Raw genomic sequence first — 20,577 nt, forward strand, 5'->3', positions numbered from 1 at the left:
CGACGTAGCAGTAGACGCGATCCCATTTTCCAGGGGAGTTGTCCTGTCATCCGCAGTCCTGGAAATTGACAAGGTCGAATGGCCGGTTCAGTTTCGTGCGCGGTTGCGGAAGCGAGTCGATCGCAACGCATCCGTTCGAAAGCTCAGCAGCCAACTCGGCCGCAGCGCGCGGATGAGTGAGGCTTCTTCTCGCGATATCGATGGCAGTTTTGGTGGATACCGTCGAGTCACCTGCTGTGTTTCTGCCAGCCATCGCCTGCGCGGTGCGATATGGGTCGCCGATCCGTCGTGCGGCAGCCTCTGCACGCACGAAATGACTCTCAGCGGCGTCAGTGTTGCTGAGCCGCAGGTGAAGACCGCCGAGCTCGAGGTTTACCTCACACTCATGGAAATCGTCGGTGCCCGCTCTCGCGGCCTCGAGCACAGTGCCGAGTTCAGCGACCGCGACGTCGCTTTGGCCCACCAGCAGTTTCAACCCTGCTGAACGGTAGGAGTGATGCTTGCGGAAACTGATGCTGTCGGCACCCGCTACGCCAGCGAACCTCTCCCAGGTACGGAGCGCCATTTCGGGTTTACCCGAACGCTCTTGCAGGACACTGATGTTCGAATAGATATTGATCCGCAGGTGCGTCGAACTCGCGTCATCTAGATCGGCAAGGCATTCGAGCGCTTGCTTCTCCTGCTCGAATGCGGATTTGTGCCGCTTCTCGGCAAAGAAAGTGAGACCCCGAAGATTGTGCAACCATCCTCGCTCGCGACGCATACTCGCAGGCTCACCGCGAATCGGGGCGAGTGCAGCAAAACCAGCTTCCAGTTCACCGACGGCTGCTGGCAGTTCGCGTTTTCGTTTCGTCAAGGTCAGCGCACTGTAGAGATGTGATTGAGCTCGGACCTCCGGCGAAAGCCCTTCCTCTGCCTCACGCATCCGACGGAACCAGTTCAAGGCAGAGGTTTGATCGCCGCGGAAGGTTGCCTGGATGCCGAGAACTTTTGCGAAGTACGCACCGAGATCAGTAGCAGTGCGCAAGATTCCGGGTTCAAATTCGATGGCGGCTTCACTGTCGTCGCCACTGCGGATCGCCTGGTCGAGAATTTGGGTGACTCGGGCCTCACTGAGATCAGGCAGAAGATGCAGCGATTCGAGCGCCACGATCGCCATACCCTCCCAGTTGGCGCTGAAGAATCCAGCCTGACAGTAGGACAGCGCCGCGGCAAGCCGGTCGACTAATTGATTTTGATCGCCGATCGCCGCCTCGAAAAGGCCCGCCTCTTGCCCGACGCCGCTCGTGGGTACCGCAGGGCTTGAGTCGATCATCCACCCTGATTCAGCCACTGACGCATCCATCCTCGCCAAGCAACGTCGCCGGTCTGCACGAAAATCAGCCTCGACTCCCTTCGGGACACGCACCGCGCCGATATCGTCGATAACGATCCGCGCCGATGGATCCATCCGCGCGAACTCGAATGCCCGCATGAATCCTCGCAACGAGCTGAGATCGGTCTGGTTGAGGCCGCGAAGAACCAGTGGCCGATCGAGCTCGATCATCCCGGCACACAATGCTGCGGCTGCGACCGCGATCGTTCTGTAAACCTGTTCACTTTCCCTATGCAGACGGCGTTCGGAAGCAGCCAGCGCGATGTCGCGCAGAGGAAGGGCAGGGGTGACCTCACCGGGGAAGAGGGTCGCCCATTCAGCGGCATAGTCCGTCGGTAAAGAGCCAAACGTTGCACCGCTGGAACGCATGTCGGAAATCGCTTGCCGGAGACCGGCATAGGATGCAGCCGGTCCGGTCGCGACCTCGGAGATGACTGGATGATCGGCGGTCACGGATCCGACGGTCACAGGTACCCCACCAATTCCGCTTCGGCAAGAGCGAGTGGCGCAATCTTGTTCTCGACTTCGTCAAGATCGAAGTCCACATCGTCCAGGTCATCGAGGTCCTCGAGTGCATCATCGGCGATCACTCCCGCGTCTACACTCTCGGTGTCCGCCGGTGCCTCAACCGCCTGGTCGCCTTCTTCGTGGTCGTCAGCTACATACTTGTTCTGCACTTCACTGTCCATCGAAACTCTCCATTCATTGTCGAAATTTCAGGCATTGGATGAATTGCACACAAAACAGCCCATACGAGGCGACTTACCCCTCTGAGGTTCTCGCATTGATTCGTGACAGAAACATGTTGACGCACAAGAGAATATACTTGGCTCATGCTGTAACCGGTTGGAACGCAACCGTTTTACACCATTAGGTCCACCTAGAAACCGGCACCGAGATAGATACACATAGAGCGGAAGGTCTCCTCAGCCTAAATCCAAATACCGGACACGACAAACACTTTGAGCCCACGGCCTCAGCCTGCACTGTGACCGTCTGCCACACCCTGAATGTGGCGCCCCATTGCATCATTTCGGGAGAATTAAAGCTGACCGCAGCAGTGGCAGTCGACCAACAAATTATCTGCGTTCCTGAATTCGAGCCCCCTCGCGCCATGACGAAATTTAAGAAACGCGCCAATGTCTTGGCCTGGGTCTTGGTCCGACAGCGCACATCCTGGTTCCAAACACAAACTATCGACACCCACCCCCGCTGTCAATATTAAATACGTATCTGCCATACCGTACGTCGATACCGTATGCTTTTACGGAGCGTGCCAATATGCCTCAACTCCACCCTCAGGTAGCGCATGTGCCGAGCCGAGGCCTGCGGGGCTCCAGCCGAGACCGACGACAAACTTCGCTGGAGGGAAGGGAGGCCGATGCCCACGACCGTACCGGCGTCGATTGGGGAACGATCTATTTGCAGAGTGGGACCGATAGTTCAGGTTCGCAGCGTCTCGCCCTGGAATAGTGTTGCGACTAAACATCGCCGAATCGCAATGTTGTCCGGCAGGTGGGCCAGCCTCCACCACCATCCGTCATCAATTCCCGCCGCCAGAGCAGGTGATAGTGCACCGGAAGTGCCGCCACCGGATCACCCACCGCGCGCGCACTCGATCAACGGGCGCGGTTCGCGAACCTGAGTTGTCCTTTTGGCAGTCGCGGTGGGCTCGACGACCGCCCCGCAAACTGCTCGACCGGGGCCCTCCTCTGCCGTACTCCCATCTATTTACTTCTTCACGGGGACTCGCTCAATTGCGAACACTTGGCTGTAACCACCGTGTAGCAGTCCCGTTAGCGAATCGCCCGCACACACAGACGGTTCTCCATCGCAGCCGATCGACTGTGGTCAGAATTTGTTCCAGTCGATGCCTACACGGGTAAGTCCGCTGATCCATTTCACGATGGGGTCGCTGTTGCCGTGTGGCCAGTAGGGATGCCGTTCGCCGCTTGTCCGCCATCCGAGCTCGGTGAGGAATTGAGTACACGTCCGCTGCCTGGACGCGATCCGACGCCAATGCGGTGAGACGAGCAGTGCAGCGGTGTTGACGACGTTGGGATAGCTGGCTGCCAAGTATTCGCAGTCGTCGAGGGCAATGAACCGCCTCGCATTCGGCTCGAGGATGCCGAGTCTTTCCTTGACGCCGCTGTACGCCGGGAACGAATGGAGGTTGTTCCACACTCCGCGAGCGACGTTGAAGGCGTACTGGGTCGGTTGCGGTCCGCGCCGTTCCGCCAAGCGCCGATGTCTGGAATGAGCGGCCAGGACTGCCGGCGTGCCGCTGATATCGAGCACGCGGCCGCGATCGAATCGTCCGCCGCTGAACCAGATCTGGTGCTTCGGGCAGGCGTGAACGTACGACGGGTAGTAACGGGTCACCGCGCCACCGCGGTGACGGTTCGTGCATGCAGGACAGGCCGGTCGCGGCCAGTCCGCGAGGCGGGCAGTGTCGGTGTGCCGGTTCGACAGCTGAGGAAGCGTGCGTGTGAGCTGCTCGCGCGAATAGCCGGTGATGGCGACGAGCCTGACGAGGTTACCGGGCCGGATGCGCAATCCCAACCGCGCGGGATCGAGCCCGAGATGACGCTGCAGCGTGCCGTAGCTGACGTGGTTGACCACGGCGAGTCGGCGTATAGGTAAGACTCGATCGTTTCGTTCATCGAGGGCGGGATGGGAATGGGCAGTGGGCGCGCTTGCTCGCTCGGGCGCCGCCGAGATGTCATGCAACGCCACTTCGTTTGGCCGAACCCTTGCTGGGAGCCAACTCCGGCTGAATGTTGGCGGCGCGGTCGAGGCGCTGGGCGTCGAGATGGGCTTTGGTGATCTTTTCGCTGCCGTCGAGGATTGCGTCGATAGCAGCGCCGCGGATGAGGTGCGAGAGGCTGCCGAGCATGCCGTTGGTGCGCTGGTAGAGGTATTGGCCCTGCCGGGCGAGGGTGCCGGGTTTGTGCTGGTGCAGGCGTAGCGCTTGCTCGAGGGTGACGACGAGAGCGCTCCAGTGTTCGCGCTGCGCCGTGCTGCCGTAGGCGAACGGGTGGGAGGAGATGGTGGCGAAGCGGCCGGCGATCTGGCGGCCGCGGATGCCGGAGAACAGGCCGGCGTGCTCAACGTCGATTCCGGCGTAGACGAATGTCGCGGGAATGCGCTCGGAGAAGTATTTCAGTTGATCGGATACCTCTGCGCCCGCTCGGGTGGTCAGCGAAATGTTGTGGATCTCATCGACGAGGACCAGATCGCAGCCGACGGCGCAGAGGACCGCGCAGACGGAGTTGGTGATGTCGGTGAGATTGGCACGTCCCGTGAGTGGAAGACCGAGGAACCGCGCGAATTCGACCGCGACCATGCGCGCGGTCGCAGCCGGGGGCAAGGTGATGTAAACGACCGGAATCCGTGTCCCCCGAACAGGAGTGCGCAACCGCGTTCGAAGCTCGTGCGCCAGCCCCAACTGAGTCAACGCGGTGGTCTTGCCCGTGCCCGCGCCACCGGTGACGATTAGCCCGCGCCGAGCCGATATCTGGCGACGATTGAGAATCAACAGCCGCCGAACGGTTTTCGTGATGTCTTGGATGGTCGGGGTGTTCACCACGATCAGTTCAGAGTGGTAGTCCAGCCGGGTATCGTCGTAGTCGGCACGTTCGGGCGGTGCCAGCTCGCGCCAGTCTCCGCGCAGTTCAGGCGCAGAGCGATCACGGTCAACCCAGCGTTTCCAGCCTTCTTTGGTGGTGAGTGGGGCGTCCGGTGGCGGGTCGAATTTACTCATACTGGTCAGGGCCACCGCTGTGCCTCCGCAGCGGCGTCGAAGACACCGAACGGGATCACCGTGCCCCACTCGCCTTCGTCACCACCGCTGCCCTCGTCGAAGTCGTCACCGTCGAGCACTCGCAGGTCATCCGGCGCGACCGTGGCTCGGTGAGGTGTCGCAGCCCGGGTACGGGCCGCGATCTTGCGATCAACCTTGGTCCTGAGGCGATTCCTGGGTGCTGGCTGTGTATCCGGGCCGGCGGATGCTCGATCCAGCAGGTCTGCCAGCGCCCGCGCGGTCGCGGTCTCCACCGGTTCATCTGTCGGCCCGGCATCGGCGACGGTCTGGCGGGCGTGACGCCAGGTGAAGTCCGCGAACGGAGCCGACACCATCGGTAGATGCGTCCAGGTCGCTCGGATCCAACCACCTTCGTGATGGTTGCGGACGAACACCTGAGACAAGTCGTACGGGTCGTAGCGGACTTCCCAAGCCCCGTTGCGGGCGGTGACACCGGAATGCTGGCGCCGATAGGGATTGAACGCGCGATCGTCGTACGTGCGCCGGTCGAGGCGCACCCCGTAATCGTTGATGGTGCGCCATTGCGAAGGCAGAAGTTCGATGTAGTCCTCACCGGTCAGCATCAACGGCAGATAGCCTGCGGCGCTGACCAGCACCGCGTACATCTCGTTCGGTGACACCGCCTGACCGCTGTCGGGACTGCGCAGCCCGTCGTGTGGACGGCGCTGCCAGTGAATCACCCACTCGTCGAACAGATCCTGCAGTTGCGCCAGCGACCACGCAGCTTCGTCCTCGACATGCGCGCCGCGGCGGCTGACGTCGCGGCCGACGTAACCGGCGACATACTGGCAGAACAGGGTGTTGATCGAGGAAAATGTCCGCTCGATCACGCTGTTGTCGGTCGGAGTGCGCGGATGGGACGGCTGAACCGACATGCCCAACGCCTGACACGACCGCAGGAACGTTTCGGACAGGTAGACCTTTCCGCGGTCACAGCCGATCGTCTCCGGGACGATTACCGGTTTCGCCGCAGCCTGCTCCATACGGATATCGATGTCTGCCAGACTTCGATATGGCAACCGCGACACCGACATCCGCAACGCGTCTGCCCAACCCGGTCGCATCGGCTCAGGTACCAGCATCCGCGCCAGCAGCATCGATGCATCCACCGCCTTGGTACCGACCGGGCGGAGCACTCCCGCCGCGATCGTGCGCGTTGCGACATCGACCGCTGCGGTCAACTCGACTCGTCGGGCGATCCCGTCGTCGAAGACCGCCAACACGTCCAACGGCGTCGTGTCGATCTGAACGTGTTGTCCCGGCCGCGACGCCCATGTCGTGGTGAAGGGACCGGTCGGCCGATTGGCCGCGGATCGCCGCGTCTTCGCCGAACCGAACGTGTACTGTCCCGTCGACAGCGCTGTCACCAGTCGGTTGAATGTCGCCTTCGACGGCATCGCGACCACCCCGTCACCGTGCCGTTGCACCAGAAGCATTTCTACCTGCCGGCGCAGTCGATCCCGGGTTCCGGTGGACCGTTTCGTTTCCCCGTCCAACGCATCCAGGACCGCTGCCACCACGCGCTCGTCAGTGCGCCGATAGGTCGACGACGGCCGTGTCACCCTGCCGTCGACCAGCCCGCGCACGCCGCCGGAACGATAGCGGCTGCGCATCCGCTGAACCGTGATCGCGCTGGTCGGAAACCCCGCTGCAGTCAATTCGGCGGCCTTGGCTGCCTCGCGCTGGCGAATGGTGGTCCGCGCCGGGTCGTACTCGGGTCGAGGAGTGGCTCCCGGATCCGCTCCGGGCGGCAACCCGGTTTGGACCTCGACCACGTGTCGTTCCCAGTCACGAGCTCGCTCGGCGGCATTAGCAGGAACGTCGGCGAGGCTCTGCCCAGCCAGTCCACCCGACCCGAACCCGGCGTCGGACTGGCCGAGGATCGCGAACCCTGGCGAGTCCACCAGATGCGACACCAGAACCACCGACGCGGCCCCATCGGCTGCCTCCAACCTCACCCGCACACCGGACAGTGCCACCACCAGATGCTCGTCGTCGTCGAAAAATACGCGGTCGCCGACCTTCAGCAGCTTCATCATCTCGCCGCCGCCGACACGATCGACACCGACTCCAACCGCTGTGACAGATCCACGATCAGCTCCTTCGACCACAACAGGTGATGCAACACCGGCAATACAGCCACCGGATCGCCTACCGAACGCGCGCCCTCGATCATCGGCCGAGATTTCGCGAACGCCGCCACCAATGCCGCCGCCGTCGAATCCACTCGGTGACGAGGGTGTCGATACCCTGCCAGCCACTGCACGTTCGTCAACCAGACTGGATCGTGCTCGCTCACTCGCCGAGAGATCCAGCCCATCGACGCGCATGCCCGCGCGGTCGCTACGAACGAGGCCTCATCCCGCGGCTTGATCCGCGCCGCAGGTCGACAATCGACCACTACCCCGGTGCCGTCGGCCCGGCGGGCGAACAAATCCGGTGCATGTGATCGACTTCTGTGCCCATCGCGCCAGAACAGCCAGAACGGTTGCGCCGCGAACCCAGTCACGTCGGGATCGAAATCCAGCACCAACGCCTCGTCACGCTCCAACCAGGACTCGAACTCCACATGCGCCGACATCGTCGCCGACCAGTACAAGCCAGGATTGTGCCGCTGGCCCTGATACGACGGAATCGATCGGATCGGCGGAACCCGCTCGAACCGCACCGCCGCCGCGTCGGCCAACGAGCACCGAACCTCGACCCCACCCGAGCCCACGAAGCCGACCTCGAATGCGTCCAACCCGACCGACAACTCCGCGCTCCCGTTCGTCCGCAGCCAACCCCATGGGGCAGCGATAATGACACACCGCATCAGATGCCCTGAGTCTGCATCATATTGACGTATCGAAAGATCAGATTCGATGAGTCCACATCAGGTGCTATGAGCCAGAACAAATCGCGAAATAACACCGTCACCCCTTGACACGTGGGTTACGCTCCGAACAGCGCAACGAAGTGAGCATGGATCGGAGCGACCCCCCGCGTAGGGGATAAATTCTCTCCCCGGCAACTAGATCAAATTCGCGCTGTTCAGCTGGTTGCGGCCTTGGAAACGAGGGCCCGAACCGGCCCTTGTGTCCTCGTCGCACCCAGGCAGACAACCGCAGAAGTGTCTTCTCCCGATCACCACCCACGCCCCTCCCATGAGGGAATCAACGTCGCGAGCCTGTCCTTGTCCGGTGTCTGCGATATGTTCGGTGTCGAGTCGTTTCGCGTGACTCCCACCCATGTTCGAGCAGGCGCCCGCATCGTCGTTTCGGCACAAAGTTGGGGAAGGTCCTCCGGATCCGCGGATGCTTTTCGACACTGACCCCTTGATGGGTACATGCGGGGCACCCGTCAACGCGCCCAGTGATCGGAGCACACTCATGGTCTCGAATTCGGCTCGTAAGAAAGCTGCCCGAGAACACCAGATACTGCACGGCGGGACTTACGCATCGGCGCTCGCTGCAGTGAAGAAGATCGAAGCCTCAGTCCCAAGTCTGTCCTCGTGGACCCTGTCTCGAATGATCGAGGACGGCGTGCTCAGCGATGGCACCGCAGCATTTCTAGAGCATTGCGTTGCCGTGGGCCGAGTTGTCGTCATCGCCGGACCGATCGGCAGCGGGCGCAACGCCCTGTTGAACGCCTTGGTCAGAGGTATCCGTGAGGATGCACGAGTCGGCATCGTGGCGCGCTGGAAAGGACTCGACGAGCTCGTTCCTCACTTGAACAATGCGGTCGTTGCCGAAGTTCCCTCAGGTCTCACTCCATCACTGGATTGGGAGTTCTCGCTGAGTCGGCAACAACTCGAGTACCTGGTCGTGGACGAGATCATCGAGCCTGGTGATGGGCATTTCTTCACTCGGTTCGTCTCCGAAAATGTGTGCGGGGCGCTGGCGACGATTCAGGGGCAGACTGCCGACGAGGCCTTATCGCGAATGGCCGCGAACTTCGCGGCACTACCAGTCACAGAGACCACTCGTGTGCGTGCCGACGGAATCGAGGACATCGAAAAATTCATTCACGAGGTCGTCAACGTCGTCGTTGTCATGAAGCCGGACGGAGTGCGAGGAGTTCCCACAGTTTCCGAAGTCGCTGCGGTCTCCAGTGGACGAGGGCGCAACGGTCCGACATCGACCGCTCTACTGACCGAGTCCGATCACACGAGCGACGCAGTGAATGAAGCCGCCAACCTTCTCGGTCCAGCGCGTCGACCTTTTTGGAGGCCAACCAGGATTGGCGATTCATAAAGGGGTGTCAGTGATCCGAATTCGATCGATGCGCGTTGTTGCCAAGCGGTCGTTCTTGCTGCTCAACGCCAGGTTCCTGCAAAAGGGGATGTTGGGTCCGCGGTTGACGTGAACACACCTCGCCGGGACTGTGGCAATAACACCGGACGAGCCTCGTTGACATGTTTCGACTCCGAATCGGGCCGAATTTCTCGCGTGGTCCACTCATCTGCCACGGCGCAGGCTTGTGCTGTGGGAGATGAGTGGACCACTCCTGGCTCATCGGACGGCTACGGCGCTCACACGCCAGACGCCGAGTTTGATGGCACTCATGTAGACGGCGAAGGTGTTTTTGCTCAGTTCTTTTCCATCCGGTCCGGTGGCAGTCTGCGTCACTGCTAGAACGCGGGAAACTTTTTCGGGTTGATCAGCAGGGTGTTCGTCGCCGGCGATACTCGCTGTGGCAATGACGATCGCATGGTCGTCTGCCCAGTTCTGCCATTGCTTGCCGGTGATGGGTGCGAGCGCAATGAATGAGTCGGCGTTCGCGGCGTAGTACCTCTCGTCGAGGAGCGGCGCCGCCCGTTGCGCTGCCGCGGATTGGTTTACGTCCTTGCCTGGCGCGTAGGAGAGCAGGGTACGAGCGGCGGCGAGCATGACCGACTGCGCGTCGTTCTCGTTGGCTCCGGCCAGTGTGTCGGGGAGCACTGGAGGCGGAGTGGTGGTCAGTGCTGAAGGAGCGGTCGACGGCGATGGAACTGTCGTCGACGCCGAACCGGACTGGCCACTTTCAGCGAAGACGTCTGTCGATGGGAGTGGGGGCACCGTCCACGAGCTGTCGGCTTCGGCGCTCGTTTCCACCGGATGATCTTCGGGTTCGTCGCTTCCTCCGCACGCTGTCAGTACCAACGCGGCAGATGTGAGAGCAGCAAGAGCGAGCGAGCGATTTCGAGTAATCATTATGAAGGTTCCTATCCGAATCGTTTGACGTACATCTCTTCGCCGGCCCAGCCGGAGAGCGGCATGATCGAGACGCTTTTCCCCGATTCCGGGGCGTTGAGCAACATGTCCTGACCGTTTTCGGTGCCGTAGAAAATGCCGACGTGATGGGTATCGCCACCTGCGCCGAAGTAGATCAGGTCACCTGGACGCTTCTGGTCGAACGGAATGTCTTGGCCGCGGGAGTCATACAGCTGGCCGGGGTTGGAATGACTTCCGGTGAAGTGAGGGAGCAAAATTTGGCCACCGGAGGCTTGGTAAACCGCGTACAACGTCAAGCCTGAGCAGTCGAAGCCGACCTTGTTCGAATCGCCGTTCGCATCTCCTGCCCCGCCACCATCACTGATGCCTTTCGTTGGACCGTTCTGATCTCCGCCTCCCCACGCGTACGTTGTTCCGATCCATTGGGAGGCAGCAGCGATCACGTTCGCTCCGAACGGCCCACCCGGCTTGAACTGAGGTCCACCGGGGTTCGAGGTCCCAGGCGCGCAAGCGCCGCCATCGATGATCGTTGTTGCGGCGCCACCCTTGACGATGTCTGCCAGCTCCTGCGGCGTCAGGTCTTTGCCTGAACCTTTGAACTGCGAAGCTAGTTGCCGAGCGAGCGTTTCGTCGTCGGCGTATGCCTCCGGGTGAGCCGATCCCTGCACGGTTTGGGCGGCGACGGTGACTGGCATGGTTTGCCAGCCCGAAACTTTGAGCAACGCGTCAAAGAATTTGACGTTCGCCGTGACGGGGTTCATCAACTCTTCCGCGGTACCCCAGATGCCGACTTGCTGTTGGTATTGATTGACCGAGAGGTGATCGCTTCCGACGCCGTCGTGGGGATACTGCAGCGACTCGGGCACGTTGGAGCTGGCGAGCATTCGATAGGTCGATTCCTGGCTCATGGTGGCCAGGGCAACCACGATTCCTTGATCAGGAACGGCCATGGACTCACCTATGGCGACAGCCTGTTTCGCCAGCGCTGTTTGGCTGGCGTTGAGACCGCCCGTGCCGGCCGGGGTGGATTTCGCCACCAACTCTGCGTCGGGCTGAGCGGGGACGGAGGCTGCTGCCGGGGAGGCGGTTCCTCGTTGCTTGAGCCAGGAAACCGGGTCCACTCCACCGCCCATCGACCATTGTCCTGGGTAGATACCGAAGTGCAGGTGCGGGCCGCTGGACTGTCCTTCGCTGCCGACTTTGCCGATGAGTTGGCCTGCGGTGACCTTGTCGCCGGCTTTGACGAGCACTCCTGCTGCGGTCATGTGTCCGTAGAGAGATTCGACGGTCTGCCCATCGATGGTGTGCCGGATGCGGATCCAGTGTCCGTAGCCCGAGGCCGGTCCGGCGACGACGACTTCGCCGTCGCCTGCGGCGTAGAAGGGGGTATCCAATGGGGCGGCGTAATCCTGTCCGTCATGCATTCCGCCTTCTCGCATGCCGAACGGCGAGCTGATCGTGTACGTACCTTCGGCCATCGGAACTGCCAGCGATCCAGGTTTCAGACCTACCAAGGATCCGTCTGCACGAATGTCGGTACCGGTCGGCTGTCCGCAGGTGGTGTCCTCACCGGTGAGGGACAAGATGACGAGAACCGGCGCCATCAACACGACCATGCACACGATCGGCACGGAGATGAGGATCCACCACCACTTCTTCGACGAACTTTCCGAATCAGGGGACGGTGGTGCCGCCAGGAGCGTCATCAGCGCGGCCGCCGGGTCAGCGAGCTCGGCTGCGGGGTCCTCGCGTTACCTGCTCCGGCTTGAGCTGCCGCCGCAATCAGTCCTGCGGTTCTCGAGCCGGAACCGGTGGGAATGTTGACGGCGGGAACAACTGGAGCAGCTGGTGGACGTGCCGGCGCGGCGGTTGGCTTCGGCGCCTTCGGAGCGCGGGTAGGAGTAGTAGGCAACAACAGCGGTGCGCCGGAATCGGTGGTGAATTCGCGGAAAGCCCGACCGTCTGGTGCAACGGTCTTTGATGCTGAACTGCGAACTTGTCCGCGCTCCGGAGCAAGCCCCGACGGTGCTGTGGCGATCGACTTCTTGATGCCCGGTTTGTCTGCAACAGCCGCCTTCGAAAGTCGACTGCGCACCGCGGCCGCCGCGCTATCCGTACCGGTTCCACGGCTCGGTGAGCTCGTAGAGGACCGTGAGCCCGAGGACTGTGAACGGGCCATCGTGTCCGGGTCGGAGAGATTGTCGATCGACTTCTTGGCCTTCTTCGCTCCAGAGACTGCTTTCGTGCCCGCCCAGACTGCGGCAGCGACGCCTCCCGTAACCGCAGTCGATGTCGCTGTGCCAGCTACTGAGCCAACGGCTTTGGTTGAAGTAGTCGCCTTCTTCGCGATCTTGCCTGCACCCTGGACCGTGGCCTTGCCGCCACGGTAGATCTGTCGGCCCTGTGCAGCCATCAACGCGATATCGCGGCCCGACGTCGGGGTAGATCTGGTGATGGATGTGGGTGCGGCATCGGGGCGCTTCGCCAAAATCGACGCCAGACTGTCCGACATCCGTTGCAGTCCTTTGATCGCGCGGCGGAAGAGGAGGAGCGCGATGATCAGGAAGATGTCGACGAAGAAGACGGTGCGGATGAGGTTCGATTCGTCTGAAGCGAAAAGGTCTTGGACGACGAGCACGTATCCGACCAGGAAGACGATGGAAAACATCATCTGCAGCAGCGCCATCGCGACGTTGGCGATTGTGCGCCAAAACTGTCCACGCATCGACGGCGCGATGGCGACGACGATGCCAGGGATGGATTTGATGGCGTTGCCGATCGACACCCCGGCCGCGAGTACCAGCCTGCCCGCCAGGTAGATCGCGAAGGCCATCAGCAGGGTGCCGGCGAAGATCAAGAAGAGCAGGCCCATAGCTTGACCCGGGCCCGGGTTGTCGGCGTATTGCTTCATCGGACCGTCATCGCCGTCGCATGCCGCGATCGCGTCTTTGATGCGGTCTTCGGGCTTGTCGTCCGGGTTGATCAGGTCCAGGGCTGCCCCCGCGCCGGGAAGAATGTCACCGACCTTCTCTTCCACCTTGTCCATGACCCCGGGCCCGTCCGGGGTTGCGGCGTACGCCTCGTCGAATTCCTTGACGCACTTGCCGTTGTTGTCCGGCGCATCGAGGACGACACCGAAGTTGATCAGCTGGGTGGGTTGGCGCAGGAAGGTATCTACGAGGGTCGATTTGATGGTGTCGATCTGTTGATCGGCGTTGCCGCTGGTGTTCCCACCGTTCGCCAGTCCCGACGCGACTTCGAGTCCGGCATCGCGTGCAGCGAAAACCAGGCCGTCGTTCCCGACGACCCGGTCGAGCGGGTTGGCCAGGAATCCGACGGCCGCGGCCGCGATGACGCACGACATGAGCAGTTCGTAGATGCCGGTGGAGAAGCGGCCGCGTACGAACCACACGGCCACGCTGAATCCGGCGATCGTCAACATCAGTGGGGTGAGCGCGAATTGGTCGGTGATCGAAGTGACGGAGTCTGCGATGGTGCGGATCGGCGTGAGAATCATTTCGATCCAGTCGAAGGACAACGCGTAGGTGATGAACCAGATCGCGGTCGCCATCAGGAATCGGAAGATCTCGTATTCGAGGGTGATGATGTAGGCCCAGATCATTCTCCAGCCGCCGCCCATCGAGGCGTTGCCCTTGTCGATCGAGAGGAAGTAGCTCCAGGCGTCGATTCCGTGCGTGTCCTTGAGTGCCATCCACGCGAAGAACGGTGATGCACCTCCTCCTCCGCTGGGGTCTGCGGCCGCGGGCGTTGCGAAAATCAGCAATAGCGCACCAAGGGCGTGCCATCCAGCGGCCACCCGAATGAGCAGGCGGCTCCACCAGCGTGACCACAGCCAGCGAGAGATCGGTTTGCTCACGTACATGATGACGACCAACCAGGATTCGGGAATCCAGGCTTTGGCGAGCCTGCCGGCGAAGTGCAGGAGCCAGCGAAGTGAGTGTGTGACCGCGGCGCGGACGCTGAAGTACTCGCGGGCTTCGGGACGGCCCTCGACAACGTCCTGGTCGAGGGGGTGCGCCGCGGTCGAGGTCATGCCTTCACCAGCTTCTTGTTGTCTTTCGGGGTGGTCAGTGCGGCTTCACGGCGCGATTCGGTGGCGGGGAGAAGTGTCTTGATGCGGCCGACGTTTCCCCCGCCGTCGCGCATGTAGCCCTCGCCTCGGCGATGCGGCTCGACGTAGCCGTCCTGGCCTGTGACCGGCGCTGTCTGCTCCGTGAGCTCTTTGACCAGGTCTCGGTTCTCTGGGTCCAGGCCCAGCCACTCGATCGCGCGCTTGGCGAGGCCTTCGTCGGTGTGGCGATGAACAAATCGGGTTTTGATGAGGCCACGAAGTTTCGGTGTTCCGAAGGCGCAGTCCTGATCACCTAATCCCACTGCTGCAGAGGACTTTCGGCCTTGAAGAACGAAATCTTCGATGATGTCGATACCGTCGTCGGCATTGAGAAGGTGATGGGCTTCGTCGACGAGGAACAGCGCCATCTGATCGGAGTCGGCGAAGCACTGCCCGCGGGCGATCTTCGCGATGAGTGTGTAGACGGCGTGACCGAATCGCTTCTCGAGCGGCAGATTGTCGTACAGGTGCTGCTTCTCTGTCTGCAGCTGGGTGGGGAGCTCGACGCGGTGGGTTCGGAAGATGATCGCGGGTGCGGTGATCGGCAACGCCGGAAGATCCTTCGCGAAGAGCGCTGCGGCATAGCTCAATCGGGCGTAGACGTTCATCTCCTCGCCGAGGTCGTGGGCGCCGGCGATCAGGCAGTCGTCGGAGAGGAGGTGCTCGGTGAGCTCGCCCAGCCCTGCGTAGGGGTGACTGGTGCGATAGGACGGTTCGAGCACCTTGGCCAGCGCCTTGCCGTGTGTTGATGTCGGCTGGATTCGCAGCAAGGCCAGCATCACCGATTGCGTCATCTCCGCCGCGATGTTGGGCGGGAAGATCCGCAGTGGGTCGGTGCTGTAATCGGGTTCGACCAGATCGACGATGACCGCATCAGTGACCGCCCGAGCCCAGTTGGCGTATTCGCCGAGGTCACTTTGATCGATGCCGATGACCTGGCCGCCGCAGTCGACGACGTGACCGGCGATCACCTTCATGGTGACGGACTTTCCGGATCCGAGCTCCCCGGTGACAGCCCACGAAGAGGACTGGTCCCGGAGGGACTTACCGAGTATGTCGTTGAACACCGCACCGATCCGGGCTGCCGTGATGTTCAGTGCCAGCAGGGGTCCGGAACTGTCGCCCAGATCGTTGCGAGTGAACGGCATGTAGGCCGCGAAATGTGTCGAGGTGGTGATGTGCCCGAATTCGCGCACGATCTTCGACGTCGGAACGCCGGGAATCATCGCCCACCACAGGTCCTCTTGAAAACCGAGCGGCGCGACCAGCTTGTAGTCCTGATGCTCAAAGGACTTCTTCACTGTTTGGGCATCAGCGAGGGCCTGCTCTTCGGTCGACGCGCCTACGGCGAAAAGCGCTGTCCAGGCGACTTCGACCTCGTCACGGTTGGTTTCGAGAAGCGAGCTGTACTCGGTCAGTGCAGAGGCTGCGATATCAAGGGCGCCCTGTCCACCTGCCAGCTCGCCTTCCCGCTGCTCGTACTGCTCTTTGAGGTTTTCCAGCGCACGCTTGTTCGCGCGCATCACGTCAGCGCCTGCTGTCACCTTGAGTCGAGCAACGAAATCGACGTCGATGTCTCCGAAGTCGTCCGCCAGGGAAAAGAATTCCGAGCCGGGAAAGAGGACACCACCGGAGGGCATGTCCGCTAGCGCGAGAATTACTTGGTACGACGCCGGTCGATCATCGATGTCGTAGGGCTGATCGATCTTGAGAACTCGACTGAATGTGGGGACCTTCGGACGCCACCAAGTCGTGGGCTCATCACGATCTGATTGCGCGCCTTCGTCGAGTCGTGCTGGGGCAAGAGCCGCTCCCGATTTCGGGGAAGGCGTGGACGCGGCGCCAGGCATGTCTCGATCGACATGGAGGCCGCGGCTCATGGAGTGCTGCCAGAGCCAAACCATCTGTGCTGGTGTTGCCGGCCGAGCCTCGAAGACTGCGGGGATGTCGGCGATGATGAGATCCGCCTGACGAATTCGCGCCCGCACCTCATCTTCGGGGACGGAAGTTCGAGGGAGTCCGATGAAGTCCGACAGCGACGACCATGCCGCGTGCGTGGCGGCTTTTGCTTGTCCGGCGAGTCCTGTCGTTGTCAGAGGGATGCTCAGATAGAACACTCGTTGGCCGGGGCGATAGAGCTCGATGGAGTCGAGGGTGGCCTCGCATTCGATCGCCCAGTCTGTGTGGACGTCAAGATCAACGCCCTCGGTCATCCTCGCCACGACCGCTTCGGCGCTCAGCGATGAGGCGATGCCCATCAACATCGACTCGCCGGGCAGTGCGCGCACAAGCATCGTGTGCAGAGTCCGGGCGGTGCGCTTGTCGACGTTGGGTCGGTAGCCGTAGTCCATCCCGCTCAGTACGTAGTCGGCCCACACGACACCGGATTTCGTCCACCGGATATTTGCTGCCATTGACAGAGTTGGCTGTTCCATTGCGGCGAATCGCTTTCTACTCGGAGTTTCCGGCGGTGGCCAGCGCAAGGAGTTCCTTGACGCTCGAACGGCCGGGGCGCGGGGCGGGATCGTTTGGTGAGAGGACGGGCAGTTCCTGAGGTCGCGACCGAGTGCCGACAGCGTTGGGTGCGACCGGTACAAATTCGGAAGGGGATTCGGGTTCTACAGCAGCGACGAGTTGGTCCTCGATGCGCGGATCGGCAGTGATGTAGCCGCCGGCGTGAACAAGGTGCGGTGCTCGGATATTCACGCGTTTTCCGTTGATCTTGAGCTTGGCCTCAGGCGATGCGAAGACTGCCTTTTTGACCCCTTGAGCGACAGATGCCGGGCTGCGGCCGGCCAATCGGAGCTTGCCGACGACGAACACCGTGCCGCCGCAGCATGCAACGAAAAATCCGACGTTCCACGTGATGCTGTCGCCGAGCCACAACGGATGCAGGAGCCACAGGATTGCTCCGACAGCGGCGCCACTAACAGCTTGAGGGACTGTGTAGGGGCCGAAAGGGAGCTTCTTACCGTCGGGTGTGCGGCCGATCAGCTGAGGAATACTTCGAGCTGTTGTGAAGTCCTTGATGACTTCGACGTTGTTGTCGTCGTTCATGCGTGCACCGACTCGCGTGAGGAGTTCTGTCGGTGTGCTCGTGTGGTCGCGTCCGTTGCCGCGGTGGTTACCTCGGACATCTGCAGTCCTCCTTTGTCAGGGTCGGTGAAGGGCGATTCGACTGGTCTCCAGTCGCCGTTTACACCGGCAGATCCAGGCCAGGGTCCGGTGCTTCTACGACCTGCACGACAGAGATGGCCAGGTCCTCTCCAGTTCGGTCTTTGAGGGAATCCATGTTGAAGACCACCCAGAGCGCTACAGCACCGATGAGGGAAGTCACGACCAGCCGAGCGATGGTGAAGGACTGCATCAAGTTCCGGAGAAGGAAGAACAGGACCAGGCAGCTGGCTGCGGATTGGAGGGCGAGCTTTCCGTTCTCGGTCAGCTCTCCGATCTTGTCGAAGACGCCGGCTGCAACGATCGCGGTGTTGGGGTCAGCGGCGGCGAGTGCGATGAACATGATGGGTCACCTTTCGGTTCGAGGAGTCAATTTCCTGAAGGGGAAAACAGTGGGACTTCGCCGACAGCTGGAAGCGTCGATCCGGGTGTTTGGCTTGGTGCCGGGGCCTGAGTCGGCACTCCGGATGTCGATGCGGAAGTAGAAGGAGTGCTCTTGGGGGTCGACGTGCTCGGAGCGCTCGTGGGCGACGAATCGGCCTCGCGGCGAGGAGCAGTAGCGAAGAGCGGCGTCGAGTCGATGGCGCTGACTTCCCAGCGGCCGCCGCGGGAAGTCATCGTCAGCGCGTATTGACCGTTGACGGATTCAGAATCGGTGATCTTCAAAGATGCAGTGATCAACAGGCGCACAACGTCGCCGTCAGAACGCGGTGCTGCCGAGTTCGAGGCGCTGAGATCGACTGACGACAGCACATCGGTGAGTGCGATGCTGCGGTATGGCGCCGGGACGATCGGCGCGATGGAGACCCCCGGCGTCAGGTACCGGGCAACCTCGCCGTTGCCCGTCAGGAGGGCGGAGAGAAACTGGTTGGCCGACGTTCCGATCGGGTGATTCGCGACGCGGAATTTATAGCCGAGTTTGACGTCCACGGCTGTCGATGGCTGCGCGACTTCGGAAGGAAGCGTGGCGGCGCGTGCACCGGATTCGGTCACAACAACAGGAACTTGGAAGTAGCGCCGAACGGTCGTTGCTGAGGTGTCGGCGGCGGGGCGCACGGAGACCGATACCGTCACGGCGTAGGTTCGTGCGTCGCGATCAAAGGCGATCGACGCGATGGCGGGGTCCGTCGCGACGTAGAGCGCAGATGCCGGGAGGTTCGGTGGCGTGGCAACAAATCGTTCAATTTCGCGTTCGTTTCCTCGGCTTCCTTGAAGCCACGCCACGACCAGTTGACGGGCTACATCTTCGGCTTGGGCTTGTGCTGCGGTATCAATGTTTTGCGCTCCGTTCTCAGTTGCTTTGACGATTGCCGGAGTTGAAGAAGAGCCGAATACGACGAGCAGCAGTGAGGCAATTCCTGCGATCAGAGCGGCGATGATGGCTGCGCGAATTGCGCGGGTTGTCCACTGTTGCCGGAGGCCCCATTGAGCCCTCTCGGCGCGGGCACGCTCCTCCATCTCATCGACTTCATCAACGATCGTCTCGGCGGAATCTGCGGCGACAGAGCCTTCCTGTTTCCTTTTCGGAGTGCGTCCGAAGTTGTTGATCTTCTTCCAATCGATGTTCATCGGATACCTGCCTCGGACGGCTGCTCGGACGAGTCGTGGTCTGATTTGCCGTCCGAGATGTCGGCGCTCATTGCCCGCGTAAGCGCTGCACGAGCGGCCGGCGCCTCTGCGAATACCAACAACGAGAGCGCGGCGCTGGCTTCTTCGTCGAATGGGTTTCGTGTGAGAGCCGCGGCGACTCGACGGATCTCCTCAGCAATGGCATGGGCGTAGCCGAGATCGTGCAGTAGCGCTTGCATCGAGTCGTGCATCCGGTCCTCCTGGCGACTGGCGAGTGTGAAAGCCGCACCGAATTTGTGGGCTTCTACTTGTAGGAAGATCCGGGCGCGAAGACCTGAGTGACAGAGCTCGCCAAACTTTTTTCTAAGTTTTTTTCGAGGGCGGCCAGGTGCTTGTTGCCAGAGGTTCAAACGTGCACGTCGGCGCCCTCGATGCATGCGCATCCACTCACGGCAAAGCGCGCGGCAACAACATCTCCGGCAACAACAAACACACCTCGGGCAACAACAAACATGCAGTTCAGAGGCAATATAGGGCTGCTCTACTGGGCGCGAGACCAACCTCGCACGCGCACAGAGGAGACCCGTGGAAATGTCCACCCACGCAGCAACCGCACCCAGCCATTCGTCGTCCGCCCTGCCGTCCCACGACGCGACTCGAGGCGACCTCTACAGCCGCCTGAACACCGAATGGATGCAGCTGTGCGCACGACCCTCAGCAGCGGCCGAGGTGCTCACATGGTCGGTCAATCAGTCGGCCCTGAAGCAGGTGCAAGAACTCAACGACTTGGCTGGCGCCCATCGCCTCGATCGCGACGCCGTACTGCTGGCACTGCTGACCCTCCACCAGGAAGGCAGCGTTCTTGCCGGCCGAGCGCTGTTGCAGCTGATGCTCGGAAAGCTCATCTCGTTGACCCGTCACGCACGAGTGACGGGCTTCGATTCTTACCACGCCTACGACGAGCGCGCCGCCACAACCATCGCAACCTTCATGTCATTGATCGCCGACTATCGCCCGTCCGGAGAGAACATTTATGCAGCACTCTTCTTGCGGACTTTGAAGAAGATCGCACACGAAAACACCTTCGCCGGCGAGATCCCCGCATCCGATCTGATGGATCGTTCAGATGCTCCTGAGGCTGAGATCGAGAGCCCATTTCTCGCCCAGGATTTGCTCGCATGGTCGGTACGAAACGGAGTCATCAGCGGCGTCGACCGAGATCTCATTCAACGCTGTCGACGGCCATCGTAAGCTCCCCACTGGCGGCCATTTATGGCGCATTTTGTGGCCATGGTTTCTCCCCGCGTAC

16 protein-coding genes are annotated in these 20,577 nt (G+C 61.6%); 2 read left to right on the forward strand and 14 right to left on the reverse strand.

What is annotated here, in order from left to right; genetic code table 11:
• Positions 1–46: 46 nt before the first annotated feature.
• The 6 genes from G4D79_RS31615 to G4D79_RS31640 all read right to left on the reverse strand — a co-directional run bounded on the left by G4D79_RS31615 (position 47) and on the right by G4D79_RS31640 (position 8,013).
• Positions 47–1,843: a lipopolysaccharide assembly protein LapB gene (locus G4D79_RS31615; protein WP_118604030.1), complete on the reverse strand. Its 1,797-nt coding sequence runs from the start codon at positions 1,841–1,843 to the stop codon at positions 47–49.
• Positions 1,840–2,064 carry an ammosamide/lymphostin RiPP family protein gene (locus G4D79_RS35345; RefSeq protein ID WP_118604027.1) on the reverse strand — a complete coding sequence of 75 codons (225 nt, stop codon included), beginning with the start codon at positions 2,062–2,064 and terminating at the stop codon, positions 1,840–1,842. The genes G4D79_RS31615 and G4D79_RS35345 overlap by 4 nt, the downstream gene beginning before the upstream one ends.
• Positions 2,065–3,226: 1,162 nt before the next feature.
• Positions 3,227–4,111, reverse strand: coding sequence for a hypothetical protein (locus G4D79_RS31625; RefSeq protein WP_147343755.1), 885 nt, complete (start codon positions 4,109–4,111; stop codon positions 3,227–3,229).
• Positions 4,098–5,138, reverse strand: coding sequence for a TniB family NTP-binding protein (locus G4D79_RS31630; RefSeq protein WP_118604203.1), 1,041 nt, complete (start codon positions 5,136–5,138; stop codon positions 4,098–4,100). The genes G4D79_RS31625 and G4D79_RS31630 overlap by 14 nt, the downstream gene beginning before the upstream one ends.
• Positions 5,139–5,143: 5 nt before the next feature.
• The gene (locus G4D79_RS31635; protein WP_238704740.1) at positions 5,144–7,237 is read right to left on the reverse strand and encodes a Mu transposase C-terminal domain-containing protein; all 2,094 of its coding nucleotides are present in this window, start codon (positions 7,235–7,237) and stop codon (positions 5,144–5,146) included.
• Entirely contained in the window at positions 7,234–8,013 is a 780-nt protein-coding gene (locus G4D79_RS31640; protein ID WP_202975881.1) for a TnsA-like heteromeric transposase endonuclease subunit, read from the reverse strand. Before G4D79_RS31640 ends, G4D79_RS31635 begins: the two co-directional genes overlap by 4 nt.
• 556 nt (positions 8,014–8,569) lie before the next feature.
• On the opposite strand from G4D79_RS31640, the gene G4D79_RS31645 reads away from it, so the two are divergent.
• Entirely contained in the window at positions 8,570–9,433 is an 864-nt protein-coding gene (locus tag G4D79_RS31645) for a hypothetical protein (RefSeq protein ID WP_147343754.1), read from the forward strand.
• A 258-nt stretch (positions 9,434–9,691) separates the two neighbouring features.
• Here the strand turns inward: G4D79_RS31645 and G4D79_RS31650 are convergent, their stop codons facing one another.
• The 8 genes from G4D79_RS31650 to G4D79_RS31685 form a co-directional block, all read right to left on the reverse strand.
• Positions 9,692–10,372 (reverse strand): hypothetical protein, encoded by a 681-nt coding sequence (locus G4D79_RS31650; protein ID WP_118604018.1) that lies wholly within the window; start codon positions 10,370–10,372, stop codon positions 9,692–9,694.
• 11 nt (positions 10,373–10,383) lie between these two features.
• Positions 10,384–12,099 (reverse strand): peptidoglycan DD-metalloendopeptidase family protein, encoded by a 1,716-nt coding sequence (locus G4D79_RS31655; protein ID WP_118604015.1) that lies wholly within the window; start codon positions 12,097–12,099, stop codon positions 10,384–10,386.
• Positions 12,099–14,447 (reverse strand): hypothetical protein, encoded by a 2,349-nt coding sequence (locus tag G4D79_RS31660; protein ID WP_118604012.1) that lies wholly within the window; start codon positions 14,445–14,447, stop codon positions 12,099–12,101. Before G4D79_RS31660 ends, G4D79_RS31655 begins: the two co-directional genes overlap by 1 nt.
• Positions 14,444–16,939: an ATP-binding protein gene (locus G4D79_RS31665; protein ID WP_238704739.1), complete on the reverse strand. Its 2,496-nt coding sequence runs from the start codon at positions 16,937–16,939 to the stop codon at positions 14,444–14,446. The genes G4D79_RS31660 and G4D79_RS31665 overlap by 4 nt, the downstream gene beginning before the upstream one ends.
• Before the next feature lie 37 nt (positions 16,940–16,976).
• On the reverse strand, positions 16,977–17,582 hold the full coding sequence (locus G4D79_RS31670; RefSeq protein ID WP_118604006.1) for a hypothetical protein: 606 nt from the start codon (positions 17,580–17,582) through the stop codon (positions 16,977–16,979).
• Positions 17,583–17,721: 139 nt separating this feature from the next.
• Positions 17,722–18,042, reverse strand: a complete 321-nt coding sequence (locus tag G4D79_RS31675; protein ID WP_118604003.1) for a hypothetical protein — start codon at positions 18,040–18,042, stop codon at positions 17,722–17,724.
• A 26-nt stretch (positions 18,043–18,068) separates the two neighbouring features.
• On the reverse strand, positions 18,069–19,268 hold the full coding sequence (locus tag G4D79_RS31680) for a conjugal transfer protein (protein WP_118604000.1): 1,200 nt from the start codon (positions 19,266–19,268) through the stop codon (positions 18,069–18,071).
• Positions 19,265–19,519 carry a hypothetical protein gene (locus G4D79_RS31685; protein ID WP_118603997.1) on the reverse strand — a complete coding sequence of 85 codons (255 nt, stop codon included), beginning with the start codon at positions 19,517–19,519 and terminating at the stop codon, positions 19,265–19,267. The genes G4D79_RS31680 and G4D79_RS31685 overlap by 4 nt, the downstream gene beginning before the upstream one ends.
• A 340-nt stretch (positions 19,520–19,859) precedes the next feature.
• On the opposite strand from G4D79_RS31685, the gene G4D79_RS31690 reads away from it, so the two are divergent.
• Positions 19,860–20,519 carry a sigma-70 family RNA polymerase sigma factor gene (locus G4D79_RS31690; RefSeq protein ID WP_250888097.1) on the forward strand — a complete coding sequence of 220 codons (660 nt, stop codon included), beginning with the start codon at positions 19,860–19,862 and terminating at the stop codon, positions 20,517–20,519.
• Positions 20,520–20,577: the final 58 nt, after the last annotated feature.

The sequence above is a fragment of the Rhodococcus sp. WY5 genome (assembly GCF_018588185.1).
In the GTDB taxonomy this organism is placed as follows: Bacteria; Actinomycetota; Actinomycetes; order Mycobacteriales; family Mycobacteriaceae; genus Rhodococcus_F; species Rhodococcus_F qingshengii.